Annotated in this window: 12 protein-coding genes; 10 read left to right on the plus strand and 2 right to left on the minus strand. The window is 65.8% G+C overall.

What is annotated here, in order from left to right; all coding sequences use genetic code 11:
- The first annotated feature begins 88 nt into the window (after window positions 1–88).
- From MG068_RS09480 to cueR, 9 genes are all read left to right on the plus strand, one after another.
- A complete protein-coding gene (locus MG068_RS09480) occupies window positions 89–1,678 on the plus strand; it encodes a calcineurin-like phosphoesterase C-terminal domain-containing protein (RefSeq protein ID WP_132810008.1) in 1,590 nt (529 codons plus the stop codon).
- A gap of 36 nt (window positions 1,679–1,714) precedes the next feature.
- Window positions 1,715–1,999, plus strand: a complete 285-nt coding sequence (locus MG068_RS09485) for a hypothetical protein (protein ID WP_005409434.1) — start codon at window positions 1,715–1,717, stop codon at window positions 1,997–1,999.
- An 84-nt stretch (window positions 2,000–2,083) separates the two neighbouring features.
- Window positions 2,084–3,106: a glucokinase gene (locus tag MG068_RS09490; protein WP_071229223.1), complete on the plus strand. Its 1,023-nt coding sequence runs from the start codon at window positions 2,084–2,086 to the stop codon at window positions 3,104–3,106.
- A 51-nt stretch (window positions 3,107–3,157) separates the two neighbouring features.
- Window positions 3,158–4,156, plus strand: coding sequence for a glycosylasparaginase (locus tag MG068_RS09495; RefSeq protein ID WP_132810009.1), 999 nt, complete (start codon window positions 3,158–3,160; stop codon window positions 4,154–4,156).
- Window positions 4,153–4,884: a copper homeostasis protein CutC gene (locus MG068_RS09500; protein WP_071229221.1), complete on the plus strand. Its 732-nt coding sequence runs from the start codon at window positions 4,153–4,155 to the stop codon at window positions 4,882–4,884. The genes MG068_RS09495 and MG068_RS09500 overlap by 4 nt, the downstream gene beginning before the upstream one ends.
- A 213-nt stretch (window positions 4,885–5,097) precedes the next feature.
- Window positions 5,098–5,655, plus strand: a complete 558-nt coding sequence (locus tag MG068_RS09505; protein WP_049398561.1) for a hypothetical protein — start codon at window positions 5,098–5,100, stop codon at window positions 5,653–5,655.
- A 282-nt stretch (window positions 5,656–5,937) separates the two neighbouring features.
- Window positions 5,938–8,895 carry a TonB-dependent receptor plug domain-containing protein gene (locus tag MG068_RS09510; protein ID WP_132810010.1) on the plus strand — a complete coding sequence of 986 codons (2,958 nt, stop codon included), beginning with the start codon at window positions 5,938–5,940 and terminating at the stop codon, window positions 8,893–8,895.
- A 150-nt stretch (window positions 8,896–9,045) separates the two neighbouring features.
- Complete coding sequence (locus tag MG068_RS09515) at window positions 9,046–11,547, plus strand: heavy metal translocating P-type ATPase (protein WP_132810011.1); 2,502 nt, start codon at window positions 9,046–9,048, stop codon at window positions 11,545–11,547.
- Between the two features lie 11 nt (window positions 11,548–11,558).
- Window positions 11,559–12,014 (plus strand): Cu(I)-responsive transcriptional regulator, encoded by a 456-nt coding sequence (cueR, locus tag MG068_RS09520; RefSeq protein ID WP_132810012.1) that lies wholly within the window; start codon window positions 11,559–11,561, stop codon window positions 12,012–12,014.
- 80 nt (window positions 12,015–12,094) lie between these two features.
- Here the strand turns inward: cueR and MG068_RS09525 are convergent, their stop codons facing one another.
- Window positions 12,095–12,289 (minus strand): heavy-metal-associated domain-containing protein, encoded by a 195-nt coding sequence (locus MG068_RS09525; RefSeq protein ID WP_021204511.1) that lies wholly within the window; start codon window positions 12,287–12,289, stop codon window positions 12,095–12,097.
- Between the two features lie 200 nt (window positions 12,290–12,489).
- Window positions 12,490–15,567 (minus strand): TonB-dependent receptor, encoded by a 3,078-nt coding sequence (locus MG068_RS09530; protein WP_132810013.1) that lies wholly within the window; start codon window positions 15,565–15,567, stop codon window positions 12,490–12,492.
- Window positions 15,568–16,625: 1,058 nt separating this feature from the next.
- Here MG068_RS09530 and MG068_RS09535 point away from each other — a divergent pair.
- Window positions 16,626–19,091 carry a GH92 family glycosyl hydrolase gene (locus MG068_RS09535; protein WP_132810014.1) on the plus strand — a complete coding sequence of 822 codons (2,466 nt, stop codon included), beginning with the start codon at window positions 16,626–16,628 and terminating at the stop codon, window positions 19,089–19,091.
- The last annotated feature ends 82 nt before the right edge of the window (window positions 19,092–19,173 follow it).

Here is a 19,173-nt window from a genome sequence, read left to right on the forward strand (position 1 = left end):
GCGGCCGGCACTACCGGCAATGCGCCATCACGTGCGCGATGTCATCAGCGGAATCTACAATAGGCGGTCTTTCTTTCCCGGACCGCCCATGAAACTGCCTGCCGCCTGGCTGTGCTGCCTGTTGCTGACCTCGCCGGCCTGGGCCGCGGATACCGTGGTCAGCGGCAAGGTCTACCTGGAGCGCGACGGCAAACCCGGGCGCGGTGCGACCGATCCGGGTCTGGCCGGGGTGCAGGTTTCCAACGGCGAGACCATCGTCAAGACGGCCGCCGACGGCAGCTACAGCCTGCCGGTGCGCGACGGCCAGACCGTGTTCGTGATCAAGCCCGATGCGTATTCGTTCCCGAAGGCGGCCGATGGCCTGCCTTCGTTCTGGCGCCACTACCGCCCGAACGGTTCACCGGCGCTGAAGTACGCTGGCATCGCCGCGACCAGCGACGTCACCCGCAACTGGGATTTCGCCCTGCAGTCGGATCGCCATGACAGCCGCCGTGGTTTCCAGATGCTGGTGTTCACCGATTCGCAGACCGCCAGCCTGAAGGACATCGGCTACTACCAGCAGTCGATCGTGGCGCCGCTGGTTGGCCAGACCAGGGCGCGCATGGGCACCACCCTGGGTGACATCGTCAACGACGACCTGACCCTGTACCCGGCGATCAACAAGGTCACCACCGCGCTTGGCGTGCCGTGGTTCCACGTGCCGGGCAACCATGACCTCGACTTCGATGCGGCCAGCGACGAACACTCGCTGGACAGCTGGCGCAACATCTATGGCCCGGACACCTACGCGGTGGAAGAGGGCGGCGCCAGCTTCGTGTTCCTGGACGACGTGGTGTACGACCCCAAGGCCAAGCCGAAGTATGTCGGTGGCCTGCGCGAAGACCAGTTCGCCTTCCTTGCCAGCTACCTGAAGGGCCTGCACAAGGATCGCCTGCTGGTGCTGGGCATGCACATCCCGCTGTTCGACGCCGCGCCGGGGCGCGAGACCTTCCGCCACGCCGATCGCCAGCGCCTGTTCGACCTGTTGAAGGACTTCCGCAACGTGCTGGTGCTCAGCGGCCACAGCCACACCCAGCAGCACGTCTACCACGGCAAGGCCGAGGGCTGGAACGGCGACAAGCCGCTGCACGAATACAACGTCGGTGCCAACTGCGGTGCGTTCTGGTCGGGGGTGAAGAATGCCGCTGGCGTGCCGGACAGCACCATGAGCGATGGCACGCCGAAGGGCTATGCATTGCTCGACGTGGCCGGCAACGGCAGCTACAAGCTGCAGTACCGCGTGGCCGGCAAGCCGGCCAGCGAGCAGATCGGCCTGCATGCACCCAAGGTACTGCGCCAGGGGGCCTATCCGGCGTGGGGTGTCTACGCCAACGTCTACATGGGTGAGGACGCCAGCGTGGTCGAGTACCGCGTGGATGGCGGCGCCTGGCAGCCGATGAAGCAGGTCAGCCAGCCCGATCCGCGCCTGATGGTGGAGAACGTGGCCGATGATCTGGCCAACGGCCTGCGCGGCTACGACCGTTCGCCGGAGGCCACCGCGTCGCCGCACCTGTGGCGGGGCGCGCTGCCGACCGACCTGGCAACAGGCAGCCACAAGGTCGAAGTACGCTCCACCCAGCCTGATGGTGCAGTGTTCACCGCGACCACCAGCTACAGCCTGCAGACTGCCCAGCCCTGATCCAGGGCGCCGCTGCCCAACGCGAAAGGACCCCGCATGGATATCCGCTTCATGGCCGGCACCACGCCGGTGACCCTCAGCCGCCACTGGTTCACCGGCGCGATGCTGCTGCAGAGCGCCACCGAGAAGGTCTGGGTGCAGCACCCGCTGCATCCGGGCACCCACTTCTCGTTCTCGCTGGTACAGTCGTGGCTGCGTCACATCGCCGGCCACGAAGTACTGGTCGAGCGCACCCGGCCGCTGTTGTTCGCCGGCTTCCGCCCGCAGCGCCTGCGCGTGCTGGTGGATGGCGTGCAGGTGGCCGAACAGGAAGGCATGTAGGCCAACCTGAACCATCGGCGCGCTAGGCAAAGCCGCCCCGATGCCTGAGAATCGGGGCGATTCAATCGATCCAAGCAGGCCAGCGTGACCATCGCAGCAGCGTCCCCGGTTTCCTCCGACTCCGCCCGCGGCGGTCGTCCGCGCCATCTGGTCGTTGCCGATGTCGGCGGCACCTTCGCCCGCCTGGCCTTGGCTGAGACCCAACCCGGTCAGGCGCCGCGGCTGGGCAGCCATCGCACCTATGCCTGCGCCGAGCATCCCAGCCTGGCCGCGATCCTGGCCGATTTCACCGCATGCCTTGGCCAGCCGGTGCAGACCGCGGTGGTCGCCATCGCCGGCCTGCTCGATGGCGATGTGCTGATCAACTCGAACCTGCCGTGGACAGTCTCGCTGTCGACCACGCGCGAACAGTCCGGCCTGCGCGAACTGCAGCTGATCAATGATTTCGAAGCGGTGGCGCTGGCCATCCCGTACCTGCAGCCGGAAACCCTGGTCCCACTGAATGGCGACGCCGATCCGGCGCAGGCCTTCCCGGCGCTGGTGCTGGGTGCCGGTACCGGCCTGGGTGCCGCGCTGCGTTTCGCCGATGGCGAGCGCCCGGTGCTGGCCAGCGAGATCGGCCATGCCGCGCTCGGCGCCGGCAACGCGCTGGAACTGCAGGTGCTGGGCAAACTGCTGCAGCGCTGGCCGCACGTGGACAACGAACGGGTGCTTTCCGGCAGCGGCCTGATGAACCTGTATCCGTGCCTGTGCGAACTGCGCGGCGTCACCCCGGTGTGGACCAGCACCGAGGCACTGATCGGCGCCGCGCGCAGTGGCGAGGACGCGCTTGCTGTGGAAACGTTGCAGGTGTTCTGTGCCTGGCTGGGCAGCCTGGCCGGCGACGCGGCGATCGCCGTCGGCGCGCGCTCGGTATACCTGGCCGGGGGCATTTCCGCGCATGTGCAGGATTTCCTGGCCGATGGCCGCTTCCGTGAGCGCTTCCTCAACAAGGGCGTGCTGACCGAGGTGCTGCGCCAGGTGCCGGTATGGCGGGTGGAGCACGGCCAGCTGGGCGTGCTCGGTGCAGCGGTCTGGCACGCCGCACGGCAGCCCACGCACGACTGATCGGCAGGGCCGGCATCGGGCCGGCCGTGCATTGCAGACTGGGAGGGGAAGATGGTGGATCGCAGGCAGTTCCTGCAGGCCGGTGCCCTGGCCGCAGGCATGGCGGCATTGCCGGGCGTGCAGGCGCGCACGCAGGGTGGTGCCAGGGTGGTTTCGACCTGGGACTTCGGCGTGCCGGCCAACCAGGCCGCGTGGAAGGTGCTGGCGCAGGGCGGCAGCGCGCTGGATGCGGTGGAAGCAGGCGCACGCTGGGCCGAGAGCGAGCTGTGCAACCCCACCGTCGGCCATTGCGGCAACCCGGATCGCGACGGCGTGCTGAGCCTGGACGCGAGCATCATGGACGGCGATGGCCGTTGCGGTGCAGTGGCTGCGCTGGTCGACATCCTGCATCCGGTGTCGGTGGCGCGCAAAGTGATGGAGAACAGCCCGCACGTGCTGCTGGTGGGCGAGGGCGCGCAGCAGTTCGCGGTGCAGCAGGGTTTCGAGCGCAAGCACCTGCTGACGCCGCAGGCCGAAGCGGCCTGGCGCGAGTGGCTGAAGACCGAGAAGTACCAGCCGCAGATCAATGCCGAGCGCCGCGGTATTCCCGGCAACAGCGACAACCACGACACCATCGGCATGCTGGCGCTGGATGCCAAGGGCCATCTGGCCGGTGCCTGCACCACCAGCGGCATGGCCTGGAAACTGCACGGTCGCGTCGGCGACAGCCCGATCATCGGTGCCGGCCTGTACGTCGACAACGAAGTGGGCGCGGCCACTGCTTCGGGCGTGGGTGAGGAGATGATCCGCAACGCCGCCTCGTTCCTGGTAGTCGAGTTGATGCGGCAGGGCCGCTCGCCGGCGCGGGCCTGCCGCGAAGCGATCGACCGCGTGGTGCGCAAGCGCCCTGAAGCGAGCAAGACACTGCAGGTCTGCTTCCTGGCCATGAACAAGCAGGGTGAGGTCGGCGCTTACGCGCTGCATCGTGGTTTTGTCTATGCGGTGTGCGATGCACAGCGCCAGGATGACCTGCGCGACTCGCCATCGATCTACACGAGCACCCAGACGTGAGCACGCGGCTCACCCTGGAGATCGCCAGCAATTCGCTGGCATCGGCGCTGGCCGCGCAGGCCGGCGGTGCCGACCGCATCGAGCTGTTCGACAACCTGGCCGAAGGCGGCACCACACCGTCGTTCGCCAGCATTGCGATTGCCCGCGAACGCCTGTCGATTCCGCTGTTCGTGCTGGTGCGGCCGCGCCCGGGCGACTTCCACTACGACGGGCTGGAAGCCGAACTGATGCTGCGTGACATCGCGCAGTGCCGCGCACTGGGCTGCGATGGCGTGGTGATCGGCGCGCTGGATGTACAGGCCGGGATCGACGTGGCGCTGTGCCGCGAGCTGGTGCAGGCTGCCGGGCCGTTGCAGGTGACCTTCCATCGCGCCTTCGATGCCGCCCGCGATCTGCCCGCCGCGCTGGAGCAGGTGATCGGGCTGGGCTGCCAGCGCGTGCTGACCTCGGGCGGTCAGGTCAGTGCGGAGGCCGGTGCCGATGTGCTGGCAGGCCTCGTTACCCAGGCAGCAGGCCGCATTACGGTGATGGCTGGTGCCGGATTGGCACCGGGCAACATCGCTACCGTGGCAAGGCAGACCGGCTGCACCGAACTGCACGCCTCGGCCAAGGGCCTGCGCCGCTCGGCGATGCAGTTCCAGAACCCGGCGCTGCGCGGACTGGACCCGGACTGGAGCCAGACCGCGACCGCCACCGTAGCTTCGCTGCGGCAGGCGCTGGACGGTTGAACGCCGCCGGGGTCGGATCCCTTCGCAGAAGGGCTCCGACCCCACTGTTCGCGATGGATGGGGCGCTGGATCAGATGACGCTTCAGGCACATGTGATTGCCGGGGTCGAAGCGGCAAGTCACGGAAAGTAAACGTCATCTGCGTCTGCATATGGCGGAGCACGGTATCAGTCCGGACAGTGTGGCCGACCATCCTTCGACCGCGAGCGCCCAGATGTTTCAACTGCTTCCGCTGCTCTCCTGTTTGCTTGCGCTCAGTGCGAGTGGCGCCGAAGAGGTTTCGGCATCCGTGTGGCAGTGGCACGAAGCCAATGGCGAGGAAGGTCGAGAGATCCTGCCTATGCCCGGCGTGAAACTGGCGCCAGCCGCTCGGGGCGCATTCGTCGACAGGCGCATGCATGAAGTTGGGGGAAAGCGCTTTCGCGCGCTGTATCAGGTATTCGATTCAAACGCCGATAATCCGATGGGCCGTTGTGGCGCGGGGCGCGAGATCGAACTCTACGTCTACGAATTGATCCCGCCCAAGCCTGTCGAGCGGGGCAGGATACTGATCAGTAGTTGCCTTGAGACCGTGTCCCTGGCCAGCCAGAACTCGGGAAGTCCCGAAAGTGAGTCCGACTTTTCCTCGGTGGTCTGGCAGCACGACGGGTTCACCATCACGTGGTGGGGTGCCGGGTCCGACGGAAAGGGCTCAAGCCACTATGCACTCCGCAATGGCCGTTTTGTCCCGGCTCAATCGGACGAGAGAAGCCGCTGGGGGCGGACAAAATAGTTCCGCGCACGATTGTCGCGATCGTGTCATTGACGTGTGCGCCGTCTTCTCAGCGATGTTTCGCAACCCTTTGATTGTTCTGGATACCTGCAGCCGATAACGGCATTACGCCAAGTGTTGCTGCGTCGCCGCATGCCCGGCGCGGTTCAGCTGTGCTTTAGTTTGGATCGATCCACAGGGGAGGGCGCCGTATCGGTCTTGAACCGATCCAGGTGCCCGGATCAGCCGTAGTGCCGCGCCACCACCCGTCCGTGCGTCCACACTTTCGAAGAGCAACCACCCATGGCTCAGATCGTCCGCAAGCGTCGTCACCTGCTGTCCCAGGCCCTGGTCCTGGCCCTGTTGCCCCTGGCGGCCAGCGCGCAGGAGGCCGCCAACTCGTCCGCCAAGGATCTCGACGCGGTCACCGTCACCGGTTCGCGCATCAAGCGCGCCAGCGTCGAAGGTCCGGCGCCGGTCAACGTGATCACTGCCGCACAGATCCAGAAGGAAGGCTTCGTCAGCGTGTACGACGCGCTGAAGACACTCACTGAAGCCACCGGCACCGTCGAGGCGGCCTCGCAGTGGGGCTCGCATACGCCCAATGCCAGCGGCCTGAACCTGCGCGGGATGGGCCCGAACCGCTCGCTGCTGCTGGTCAACGGCCGCCGCGTGGCCGACTACCCGCTGCCCTACGGTGGCGAAACCAACTTCTCCAACTACGGCAACATTCCCGCTGCCGCAGTCGAGCGCATCGAAGTACTGACCGGTGGCGCCTCGGCCATCTATGGCTCGGATGCGATCGCCGGCGTGGTCAACGTCATCCTGAAGACCAACTATGACGGCGACGAAGTACGCGTGCGCGGTGGTACCTCCACCGAAGGCGGCCGCGATACCTGGGATCTGTCCTGGGCCGGCGGCAAGACCGGCGACAACTGGAGCGTGACCTACGCGCTGCAGTACACCAAGCGCGATCCGCTGTTCGGACGTGACCGTCCGCAGATGGACGATGCCGACGATGCGCCGTACCCGTCCTGGAACATGGAACAACGCAAGGTCGGCTTCCGTCCCACCGCCGGCCTGGCGCTGATCGATCCCACCACCGGCCAGCGCCTGGCGCCGCCCACCGGCACCTGCGAGAAGTTCGATGGCGAGTACTACACCGCCGATCGCCTGGTCTACAACTACGCCGCCAACACCATCACCAACACCGGCCGCCTGTGCGGCATGAGCGCCGACTACGCCAACTGGCTGCTCACCGGCGGTGCCGAGAACGTGTCCGGCAACCTGTATGCCACCTTCGATTTCAGCAATGACCTGCAGGCCTGGACCAACCTGGCGGTGTACCGCTCCGAAGCGATCTGGGGCACCAATCCGCCCGGCGTGTCGCTGATCGACGATGACAACGGCTACTACTGGGATGCCAACCGCAACCGCCCGATCCTCGGCGTGCGCCAGTTCACCCCGAACGAGGTGGGCGGCCTGGATACGCTGCGTAACACCAACCGCGAACTGTCCTGGGACTGGAGTGCGGGCCTGCGTGGTCGCCTGGCCGATCGCTTCGACTGGAGCGCCACGGTGGGCCGTTCCTACTACCGCGTCGAAGAGCGGCAGAACGTGGTCGACAAGCAGAAGTCGTACGACTATTTCCTCGGCCCGAAGCTGGGTACTACCGCCGACGGCGAGGCGATCTATGCGTTGAACGAATCGCGCTGGTGGAACCCGCTGACGCCGGACCAGTACTGGCAGATGGGCACGGTGGCGAACAACCGTGCGTCCTCATGGGTCAACCAGGCGTCGGCGGACATCACCGGCGAGCTGTTCCAGGGCTGGGCCGGCCCCATCTCGTTCGCGGCGGTGGCCGAAGTCGCGCAGCAGGGCTATCACCTCAGTCCCGATCCGCGCGCCGGCATCGACTTCGACCTGCAGAACGTCGATCGCGGTGGCGGCGAGCGCACCCGCTATTCGGCCGGTGTCGAGTTCAAGATTCCGCTGCTGGAAAGCGTGACCGCCACTGCGGCCGCGCGCTATGACCGCTATGGCAGCTACAAGGCTGACAACAGCGGCGAAGCGCTGGACATCGGCAGCCAGAAGGAGACCACCTGGAATGTCGGCCTGGAATGGCGCCCGGTGGAGTCGCTGCTGGTGCGTGGCTCCTATGCCACCAGCTTCCATGCGCCGGACATGCACTACCTGCTGGGCCAGCCCAGCAGCTCCGAAGTGCAGACCTATGACCGCCTGCGCTGCATCCAGAGCGGTGCGTACCTGGTCAACAACTGTGGCGTGGGCAATACCGATGTCTGGTACACGTTCGATGTGAACCGGCGTGGCACGCCGCTGCTGCGCTCGGAGACCGGTGATTCGTGGACGGTCGGTTTCGTCTGGGACGTGATGCCCAATCTCTCGGTCAGTGCCGACTACTGGGCAATCAAGCTGGAAGACATGATCGTCGACGTTGGCTCCGACGAGGTGCTGGCCAGCGAAGCGGGCTGCCTGACCGGCAAGAACATGGACGGTACGCCGTGGGCCAATCCGGCCGGTGGCGAGTACTGCGCCGGCATCCTGGCCCGCGTGAACCGTGACAGCAACGGCCGCCTGGTATCGATCGAGCGCGGCCCGTTCAACCTGGCCAGCCGCGAAGTGCGCGGCATCGACCTGACCGCGCGCTATCGCCTGGAAACCGCGCAGTGGGGCAGCTTCCAGCTCGGCCTGAACTACACCAACCAGATCTCAACCAAGGAACAGCGTTACGCCAACGATCCGAACCCGGAGCGTCGTGACCGTGACCTGCGCAGCAAGCTGCGCGCGAGCCTGGCCTGGCAGCGTGGCAATTGGAATGCCAATGTCTATGCCGATCGCATCGGTTCGGTGCCGGGCGTGCGCTACCACTGGGGCACCGATCGCCTGAACAATCCTGGCGGCTGCCTGCCGTTCGCCGATGGTTACGTGCCCAGCGACAGCCCGTCGCTCAACTGCCTGGAGCCGGCGACGCGTCCGGACGGCTCGCCGAATCCGAATCCCAACGCCGGCCAGCAGACGGCGCGCTACTACGGGCGGGTCGGGCCGTTCATCACCTGGAACTTCAACGTGGGCTACCAGGTGACCGAGCACGCCAAGGTCAACGTCTACGTCAACAACGCGTTCAACTCGGCCAGCTGGAACCACAAGGACCCGTACAAGCTGGATTACGACTTCGCCCCGACCCGGTTGCTGGGCGCGGTCGGCCGCGAGTTCGCGCTGGAGTATGTGTTCACCTTCTAACGAGACTGCCCATCGTCAGTAGATCCACGCCATGCGTGGATGCGGACACCTGGATGCCCATTCAGGAAATGCGGACAGGCTGGATTTGACCTTCCCACGATGGCAAGGTTTAGCCTGTCCGCATCCAGAAGGAACCCCGGGAATCCGATCATGAGCACGCCCCGCGCCACTGCAGTCCCCGCAAGCCCGTCCACCATCAGCCTGCCCATCGAGGGCATGACCTGCGCCAGCTGCGTCGGCCGTGTCGAAGCGGCGCTGTCCAAGGTCGAGGGCGTCGGCAGTGTTTCGGTCAATCTGGCCACCGAGCGCGCGGATATCCGCGCGTCCGGTCCGGTCGATCGCGCCGCGCTGATCCAGGCGGTGGAGCGGGTGGGCTATGACGTGCCGGCCGGCACCATCGAGCTGGCAGTGGAAGGCATGACCTGTGCCTCCTGCGTCGGTCGCGTCGAGCGCGCGCTGCTGGCGGTACCGGGCGTCAGCCAGGCCAGCGTCAACCTGGCCACCGAACGCGCCACGGTGCGCGGCGTGGCCGCTGTGGATGCGCTGGTAGCGGCCATCGACAAGGTCGGTTATGCCGCCCATGCCATCGAAGCGGGCGTTCAGTCCGATGACGAAGCGGCGGAAAAGAAGGATGCCGAGCGCGCCGAACTGAAACGCGACCTGATCGTGGCCACCGCACTTGCACTTCCGGTGTTCGTGCTGGAAATGGGGTCGCACCTGATTCCCGGCATGCACGAATGGGTGATGGCCACCATCGGCATGCAGACCAGCTGGTACCTGCAGTTCGTACTGACCCTGCTGGTGCTGGCCATTCCCGGCCGCCGTTTCTACCAGAAGGGTTTCCCGGCACTGCTGCGGCTGGCGCCGGACATGAACTCGCTGGTGGCGGTGGGTACCGCCGCAGCGTTCGGTTACTCGGTGGTGGCAACCTTTGCACCGCGGTTGCTGCCGCCGGGCACGGTGAACGTCTACTACGAAGCAGCGGCGGTGATCGTCGCGCTGATCCTGCTCGGCCGCTTCCTTGAGGCGCGCGCGAAGGGCCGTACCTCGGAGGCGATCAAGCGCCTGGTCAACCTGCAGGCCAAGGTCGCGCATGTGATCCGTGACGGCCGCACGATCGAGATCCCGGTCAACGAGGTTCTGAGCGGCGATGTGGTGGAAGTGCGCCCGGGCGAGCGCGTGCCGGTCGATGGCGAGGTGATCGAGGGGCGCAGCTACATCGACGAGTCGATGATCAGTGGCGAACCGATTCCGGTCGAGAAGCAGCCGGGCAGCAGCGTGGTCGGCGGCACGGTCAACCAGAAAGGTGCACTGACCGTGCGTGCCACGGCGGTGGGCGCGCAGACCATGCTGGCGCAGATCATCCGCATGGTCGAACAGGCACAGGGCTCGAAGCTGCCGATCCAGGCGGTGGTCGACAAGGTCACCCTGTGGTTCGTGCCGGCGGTGATGCTGGCCGCACTGGCGACCTTCGCGGTCTGGTTGATCTTCGGCCCATCGCCGGCGCTGAGCTTCGCGCTGGTCAATGCGGTGGCGGTGCTGATCATCGCCTGCCCGTGTGCAATGGGTCTGGCCACGCCGACGTCGATCATGGTCGGAACCGGTCGTGGCGCCGAGATGGGCGTGCTGTTCCGCAAGGGTGAAGCGCTGCAGTTGCTGAAGGACGCGCAGGTGGTGGCGGTGGACAAGACCGGCACGCTGACCGAAGGCCGCCCGCGCCTGACCGACCTGGAGATCGCCGACGGCTTTGATCGCGGCACAGTGCTGGCCGCGGTGGCTACCGTGGAATCACGTTCGGAGCATCCGATCGCCCGCGCCATTGTCGATGCAGCCACCGAGCAGGGCCTCGCGCTGCCGTCGATGATTGATTTCGAGTCGGTCACCGGCATGGGCGTACGCGCCAGCGTAGACGGCGCACGGGTGGAGGTCGGCGCCGATCGTTTCATGCGCGATCTTGGCGTGGATATCACCGCGTTTGCAGCGCTGGCGGCCGAACTCGGCGCGCAGGGCAAGTCGCCGTTGTACGCGGCCATCGATGGACGCCTGGCAGCGATCATCGCAGTATCCGATCCGATCAAGCCGAGCACGCCGGCCGCGATCGCGGCACTGCACCAGCTGGGCCTGAAGGTGGCGATGATCACCGGCGACAATGCCGGCACCGCGCAGGCGATCGCACGCCAGCTGGGTATCGATGAAGTCGTTGCCGAGGTGCTGCCGGAAGGCAAGGTCGAAGCGGTGCGTCGCTTGAAGGCCACGCACGGCCATGTCGCCTTCGTTGGTGACGGCATCAACGATGCGCCGGCGCTGGCCGAGGCCGATGTCGGCCTGGCCATCGGCACCGGCACCGATATCGCGGTGGAGTCGGCCGATGTGGTGCTGATGTCGGGAAACCTGCAGGGCGTGCCGAATGCCATCGCGCTTTCGAAGGCAACGCTGGGCAACATCCGGCAGAACCTGTTCTGGGCCTTCGCCTACAACACCGCATTGATTCCGGTGGCGGCCGGCGTGCTGTACCCGGTATGGGGTGTGCTGCTCTCGCCGGTGTTCGCCGCCGGTGCGATGGCACTGTCCAGCGTGTTCGTGCTGGGCAACGCACTGCGCCTGCGCCGCTTCCAGCCGCCGATGGCGGATGCCCCCGCTGCGAGCCACTGAAGGAGAACCGCATGAACATCGGTGAAGCCGCCAAGGCCTCCAGCGTTTCGGCGAAGATGATCCGCTACTACGAACAGATCGGCCTGATTCCTGCGGCCGATCGCACCGAGTCCGGCTACCGGGCATATTCGCAGGCGGACATCCACCGCCTGCGCTTCATTCGGCGGGCGCGCGATCTTGGCTTCCAGGTGGCCGAGATCGCCGATCTGCTCGGCCTGTGGAACGACACCTCGCGGCACAGTGCCGACGTCAAGCATCTTGCCGAACAGCACATCGCCGACCTGGAGCAGCGTATCGAAAGCATGCGGCAGATGGCCGACACGCTGAAGTCGTTGATCAGCTGCTGTGCGGGCGATGAGCGCCCGGAATGCCCGATCCTGCAGCGGCTGGGCGAAGACGAAGAGACCCTGGCACCGCCGGAGACCGCGAAGACCGGTGCAGTACGGCGCCGCACGCACAAGCACTGACCTGGCGTTGCATGCATGAAAAAACCCGCCCGGTGCAGCTGCACCGGGCGGGTTTTTCGTTGCAGGCGCAGGCTAGGGGATCAGGCCGTGCGCGGCGGGAAGCCGGCATCGGTCAGCGCCGCCACGATCTGCGCTTCGCTGGCCGAGGTCTGCACCTGCACGCGACGGCTGGCCGGATCTGCCTGCACGCTGGCCTGCGGATCGACCAGCTCGATCGCCTTGGTCACGCTGCGTGCGCAGCCGCCGCAGGTCATGCCTTCCACGTGGAATTCCATCTGTAGCTCCTTCGGTGCTCTTGGGGTGGCGCCAGTGTGCACCTTCCAACATTGGCAGGGTCAAGCGCAGGGCTGAACCGAAGACAAAGCACCAATGAAAACGGCAGCCACCTGTACCAGCGTGGCTGCCGTGGAGGAACGTCCCCGCCAGGGCGGGGCGTGGGTTGCACCCGGGCAGGCCCGGGCAACCCGGTGTTGCCTTAGAACTTCCAGGTAGCGCCGAAGTACAGCTGGCGGCCTGCGTAGGTATTGGAGATCAGGCGTGCCTTGGTGTCGCTGCCCAGGTGAACGCGCTGCTCGGACTTGGTGGCATTGATCACCGAGGCGGTCAGGGTCCAGTCCGGGGTCAGGTTGTAGGCCACGTTCAGATCCAGCTGGTCATACGGCTCGGTGTAGACGGTGAGGCCATTGTTGAGCCCACCGACCACCTGGCCGCGACGGTTGAACGAGGCGCGCGCGAGGAACTTCTCGTTCTCGTAGAACACCGTCACGTTGGCCTGGTTCTTGGCGCTGCCGACCAGTGGCGAGGAGCCGATTTCCTGCCCGTCCAGAACAATGGAAGCCAGGTTGGTGTCGTTGTAGGTGTAGTTGGCCTGCACGCCGAAGCCGAAATCGAACGTGTACTGGCCATACAGCTCGACGCCCTGCGAGACACCATCGCGGCCATTGGCCTGGGTCTCGTAGCGCTGCACGTTCACCGCTTCACCGTTGATGACCATCGGCGTGTCGCGCACCACCGGCAGGGTGAAGTTGTCCACGTTCTTGCGGAACAGGCCGACGCCGGCGACCGCGCCCGGCTGGAAGTACCACTCCAGGCCCAGGTCGAACTGGGTGGCCTTGAACGGTTCCAGTTGCTTGTTGCTGCCCTGGCCGACCCAGCCTGCGGTCGATGCGCCACCGGCAACGCGGCGATCATTGACGTACTCTTCGCTGTAGTAGCTCAGTGCGCCCGGTGCTGCGATGTCGGTGTAGCCGGGGCGGGCGATCACCTTCGATGCGGCACCACGCAGCACCAGCGTGTCGGTGATGTCCCAGGCGATATTGAAACTCGGCAGTACGTCAGTGTAGGTGCGATCCACGCCGATCAGGCTGTAGGTCTTGCTCTGCGCCAGATCGTGCGGCAGGCGCACGAAGCCGCTCTCGCAGCTGTAGGTCGGGTAGGCCGCAGCGGCCGGATCGGTGCACGCCATCGGTGCGCCGGACGCGTTGTCCAGGAAGTAGTCGTTGAACTTCTCGATCGAGTCGGAGGACTGCGCGAACTGCTTGGTGCGCACCACGCGCACGCCGACATTGCCGCGCACGCGTTCGGTGCGGAAGTTGGCCTGGAAGTAGCCCGAGTAGATCTTCTCGTTGACGTTGTAGACGAAGTCTTCCTCGGTGCGGTTGTGAGAACCACCGTAGGTCTTGTTCAGGTAATCGATGTAGGCCGGGTAGTTGATGCCCGGGAACACGTTGGCATTGAAGCCGCCCGCGATGTTGCTGATCGGATTGGACAGGAAGAAGCCCGGCTGCGCGTCGCCCGCAGTCGGATCGCAGCCACTCTGGTAGCGGCTGTTGTCATAGTCGGCCGGGTCGCGGCCCGGGCACACCCAGTAGGTGTTGCCGGTATTGCGATGGACCTTGCCGTCACGGTACTTGGCGCCGAACTGGATCGAGTCCAGCCAGCCGGACTCGAACAGCTTGGTGACGTCGGCCTGGAAGTAGTTCTGCTTGACCTCGGTGCGCTTCCACGACGAATCGGTCGAGCCGGTGTCGACTTCGGCGATGCCGTTCATCAGCTGCTGCTGCAGGTCGGGCGAGAAGGTGGCCGACGGCGTACCGGTCAGGTCCCAGGCGCTGTACAGGTTGCCCGACAGGTAATCGTTGCCGACCTTGCGGCGCGGCTTGGCCGACATCCGGAAGTTCATCGACGGACCACCTTCGGACCAGGTACGGCCGCCGGTGAACGAGGCCTTCCACAGCGGGCTGATGTCCCAGTCGATGGTCAGGTCAGCGGTCTGCGAGAGCGCCTTTTCCTTGCTGTAGCCACCGGTCAGCTGCGGCGTCGGAACCGTGCAGTCGTCTGGGCCCCAGCCGCCGGGCTTGAGGCCAGCGGCCTTGGCCTGGTCTTCGCTGCAGTAGTAGGTCTTTCCAGCCAGCTTTTCGAACTGGGCGCCGGTAACGGTGTTGCCGCTGGGATCGAAATCCAGGCCGTTGAGCAGGCGGCCGCCGGCCCAGTTTCCATCGCCGTTGAAGCGGGCCATGCTCCATTCCGGAATCTTCAGCATGTTCTGGGTGTAGTCACCCTGCAGCTCGAAGCGGAAGTAGTTGGCCGTCATCGTAACGTTGTCGACCGGCTTGAACTGGAAGGTCAGCTGGCCGCCCTTGCGTTCGCGCTTCTCTTCCTTCACCGCGAAGTTGACCGACGTCGGCATGAAGAAGTCGCTGTAGTTGCCGCCGGTCTGGTTGTTGAAGCCGGACTTGCCCCACCAGTAGTGGATGCCATCCTGCGCCTGCACGTTGCCATAGGCATCGCGCGCCTTGCCGGCGCCGTACCACTGGTAGTCCTCGGTGCTGGCTTCCATGGTGCGGGTGGTGCGCTTCTGCTGCGTCACGCCGATCAGCACGCCGAAACGCTCGTCCTTGCTGTGCCACGAATACAGGGCCGACGCCTGCGGGTCGATATCGTGGTGGGTATCGGAGGAGGTGCCCTCGAGCGTGACGAAGCCCGAGTTGGATTCCATGTCCAGCGGGCGACGGGTGTGCAGGATGACCGTGCCGCCGATGCCGCCTTCATCGATGCGTGCTTCCGGCGACTTGAACAGCTCGGCGCTGGACAGCATGTTCGACGGCAACAGGGTGTAGTTGAACGAACGGGTGGCTTCGTCGTTGGTTTCCGACGTGGCCACGTAGTTGCCGTTCAACTGGGTCAGGGTCAGGTCGGGTGCCAGGCCACGCACGCTGACGCTCTTGCCTTCGCCGCCACTGCGGGTGATGACCACGCCGGGCACGCGCTGCAGTGCGTCGGCCACGTTCTTGTCAGGGAACTTGCCGACGTCTTCGGCGGTGATCACTTCGACCACGGCGTTGGCGTCGCGCTTCTGCTCAAGACTCTTTTCAATGGCGTAGCGGTAGCCGGTGACCTGGACGCTGTCCAGGTTGGTGGCTTCCTGCGAGCCGGTGGAAGTGGCCTGCTGCGCGGCGGCGCCAGCCGGAATGACGGCGGCGACCAGGGCCAGCGCGATGGCCAGCGCCAGTGCGTCCTGGCCATGCGTACGTGTTGAATGCTTCATTCCCATCTCTCCCTCTCTCCTGGATTGATCCGGTGACGTGGCACGGACAACTTGAATCGATCTAATTTGAAGTGACATTGTCGCTATTGCCATGCAGTGGCAGTAGCACCGTGCGCGTGGCCTGGTACGTCCTGTTGCTGCTCCCCCAACTCCCGGCCATCGCAGTGTCGTTCTTGGATCGATCTAAGCGATGGGCGGGCGTTTTTTAGCATGGGTCGCCCGCGGGCGCATGCTGCTCCGCAATATGGTACTGGCGTGGCGAAGGCATGACGGTTTGCTGAAATCAGTGAAATCGTTTTCGTGCGCAGGGGAGGGTGGGGCGGCAGGGCTGCGCCCTGCACCTGCTGTAGTGCCGGCCGCTGGCCGGCAACAGCCAAAGCCAAAGCCAAAGCGGCTCTGGTTTTCTGTTGGTTTGGCGGGGCGGTGTCGGATTGCGGGGACGCCGTGAATCCGACCCTGGAGGCTTGGCCGCGGCACCCATGCCGCGGACACCCCGCAATCCGACACCGCCCCGCCTTTGACAGTTTCCCGGTGACGGTTGGATAGGTCCTGGAATCACGCGGGGTCATGGGATCAGATCCGTTTTCCGTTGGAAAACGGATCTGATCCCGATTGATTTCGTTATCCGACAGAGATTGATCCACGCATGGCGTGGATCTACTGCAGATCGCGAGAAACTGTCGAAGGCGGGGTGGGTCCGGTTGCGGGGGCGTGAGCCGCATGGATGCGGCGACCGAGCTTACATGGACGTACTTGCAGCGGCCCCCGCAACCGGACCCACCCCGCCTCCCCACAGGAAATCAGCTTCTGCTGTTGCTGTTGCTGTTGCTCCAGCTCGGAGCGGGTGCAGGGCGCAGCCCTGCCGAGCAGCCCCCTCTCATGCTGCGCCGCAGAATGCATTCGGCTGAACCTGCATGCTCTACTTGAATCGATCTAAATTCACGGTCTGGTGGGTCGGGCGTCATTCCAGGGGGAGCTTTCTGCCAGTCATGGCGAGGCTCAGCGGAAAGGTGCCGGACGGCCCCGGCCGTCTGCCTCCGCCTCATCGACTACAGGAACCCGACATGCGTCCAGTGCCGTCCGCTCCCGCCGTCCCATTGTCCTCGCGCCCGCTGATGCGCCTGGCCTGCCTGCTCGCACTATCGTCAGTGCCGGTGCTGCTGCAGGCTGCACCGGCTGCGCTGGAGCGCGAGGTCAACACCTTCATCGGCAGCAAGGACGACGGCAACACGTTCCCGGGCGCGTCGGCACCGTTCGGCCTGATCCAGGTCAGCCCGATCGGCAGCCACTATTCGGGCTGGCGCTACGACGACGAGAAGATCCGCGGTTTCGGCCACTCCTTCATCTCCGGCGCAGGTTGCTGGGAGCAGGGTGGCCAGGTGTCGGTGCTGCCGGTGACCGGTTCGATCGGTCCCGGCGGCGATTTCGATACCGGCAACGCGAAGAAGTTTGACCACAAGGCCTATGCCGCGTCGTACACGCATGACGGCGAGATCGGCCAGGCGGGCTATTACAAGGTGCGGCTGACCAGCTACGGCGGCATCGATGCCGAGACCACCGCGCGTACGCGTGCCGCGGCCGAGCGCTACACCTTCAGCCAGCGCAGTGGCGATGGCCACGTGCTGGTCAATGTCGGCCAGGCGAACGAGCGCCACTCGGTGATCGGCAGCGTGGTTGATGTGGTCGGCGACCGCGTGGTGGAAGGCAAGCTGGTCACCAAGAGTTTCTGTGGTGGCCATCAGTACACCACCTGGTTCCGCATCGAGTTCGACCGCCCGTTCAAGGCACACGGTACCTGGGGCGAAGGCGGTGGCCTGCCGGGTGCGCGCCACAGCATGGAAGGCGAGCAGAAGCCGAACGGCGCCTGGCTCAGCTTCGACCTGGCCAAGGGCCAGTCGGTGACGGCGGTCAGCGCGATCTCGCATGTGGACGCCGAAGGCGCGCGCATCAATCTGCGCGCAGACGGCATGCAGGGTGGGGCGCTGCTCGGTTTCGACCGCATGCGCGCACTGTCCCAGCAGTCGTGGCGCGAGCAGCTGGGTCGGGTGCGTGTGCAGGGCGGTACGGCCGATGACCGCACCGTGTTCTACAGCGCGGCCTACCACGCGCTGCTGCAGCCGATGACCGGCAACGATGCCGACGGCCGCTATCGCGGCTATGACGATGGTATCCACCGCGCCGATGGCTGGACCTACTACGAGTACTTCTCGCTGTGGGATACCTACCGCGCGCAGAACCAGTGGCTGGCACTGACCCGCCCGGACGTGGCGCGTGACATCGGCCGTACCCTGCTGGCGATCGACGAGCAGGGTGGCTGGCTGCCGCGCTGGGGCTATGCCAACTTCGAGACCAACATCATGACCGGCGATCCGGTCACGCCGTTCATGGTCGACCTGTGGCGCTTCGGTGCGCTCAAGGGCCGTGAATCGCAGGCGTGGGATGCGCTGCGCCGCAACGCGTTCGGCACGCCGCCGCTGAACTCGCGGATGGCCGGCCGTTCCGGCAACCCGACCTACCTGGACAAGGGCTACGTGGTCTACGACCGCGCATTCCCATCCAAGGGCATGGACGTCGATCCGCACCACGGCGGTTCGGCCACGTTGGAATACGCGCTGGCCGACTGTGCGCTCTCGCAGATGGCCGATGGCCTGGGCCATGCGCAGGACGCGGCGACGCTGCGTGAGCGCGGCCGCAACTGGCGCAAGGTGTGGGACCCGCAGGTGCGTGACGCCGAGACCGGCTTCACCGGTTTCCCGCGCCCGCGTACCGAAGATGGCCAGTGGTACACGCCGGCCGATGGCCATTACAGCCCGCGCTCGCACCATGGTTTCCATGAGGGGACGGCGTGGCAGTATCAGTGGCTGGCGCAGCAGGACGTGCCGGGCCTGGTCGAAGCGATGGATGGCCGCGAACAGGCTGGCCGCCGCCTGGATGCGTTCTTCGCGATGGACGCGCTGCAGGCCGACCCGCTCAATGCAGCCCGCAAGGAGTGGGTGGTCGGGCCGTACAGCTACTACAACCAGTTCCGCTACAACCCGAACAACGAGCCGGACCTGCACTCGCCGTGGCTGTACACGCTGATCGGCCAGCCGTGGAAGACCGCCGCCGTGGTGCGTGCCGCGCAGCAGTTGTTCACCAATGCCCCGAATGGCGTGACCGGCAATGATGACCTCGGCACGATGTCGGCCTGGTACCTGTTCAGTGCCATCGGCGTGTATCCGGCGGTGCCCGGCAGCGGCCAGTTCCTGCTGCACACCCCGCGTTTCAACAAGGTGGAAGTGGACATGGGCAATGGCCGCACCCTGCGCATCGACGCGCCGGGTGCCGATGGCCGCCGCCTGCAGTACGTGCAGGGTGTGAAGGTCGATGACCAGGCGCATGCGCCGGTGTGGCTGGATTGGAACCAGCTGCAGCAGGGCCCGCGCCTGCAGTTCGCGCTCGATGCGAAGGCGCCGGAGGAGGGCTGGGGCACGGCGGTGAAGGACCTGCCGGTGTCCTGGTGTGCGGCACCGGGTAGCCAGCTGCGCTGAGACGGACTGTGCCGTTCGCGGTGACCCAGCGAACGGCACGGCACGACAGGGCCCTGATCCATTAGGCTTGAGCATCCAGCGG

Source organism: Stenotrophomonas sp. ASS1 (assembly GCF_004346925.1).
GTDB classification, from domain to species: domain Bacteria; phylum Pseudomonadota; class Gammaproteobacteria; order Xanthomonadales; family Xanthomonadaceae; genus Stenotrophomonas; species Stenotrophomonas maltophilia_A.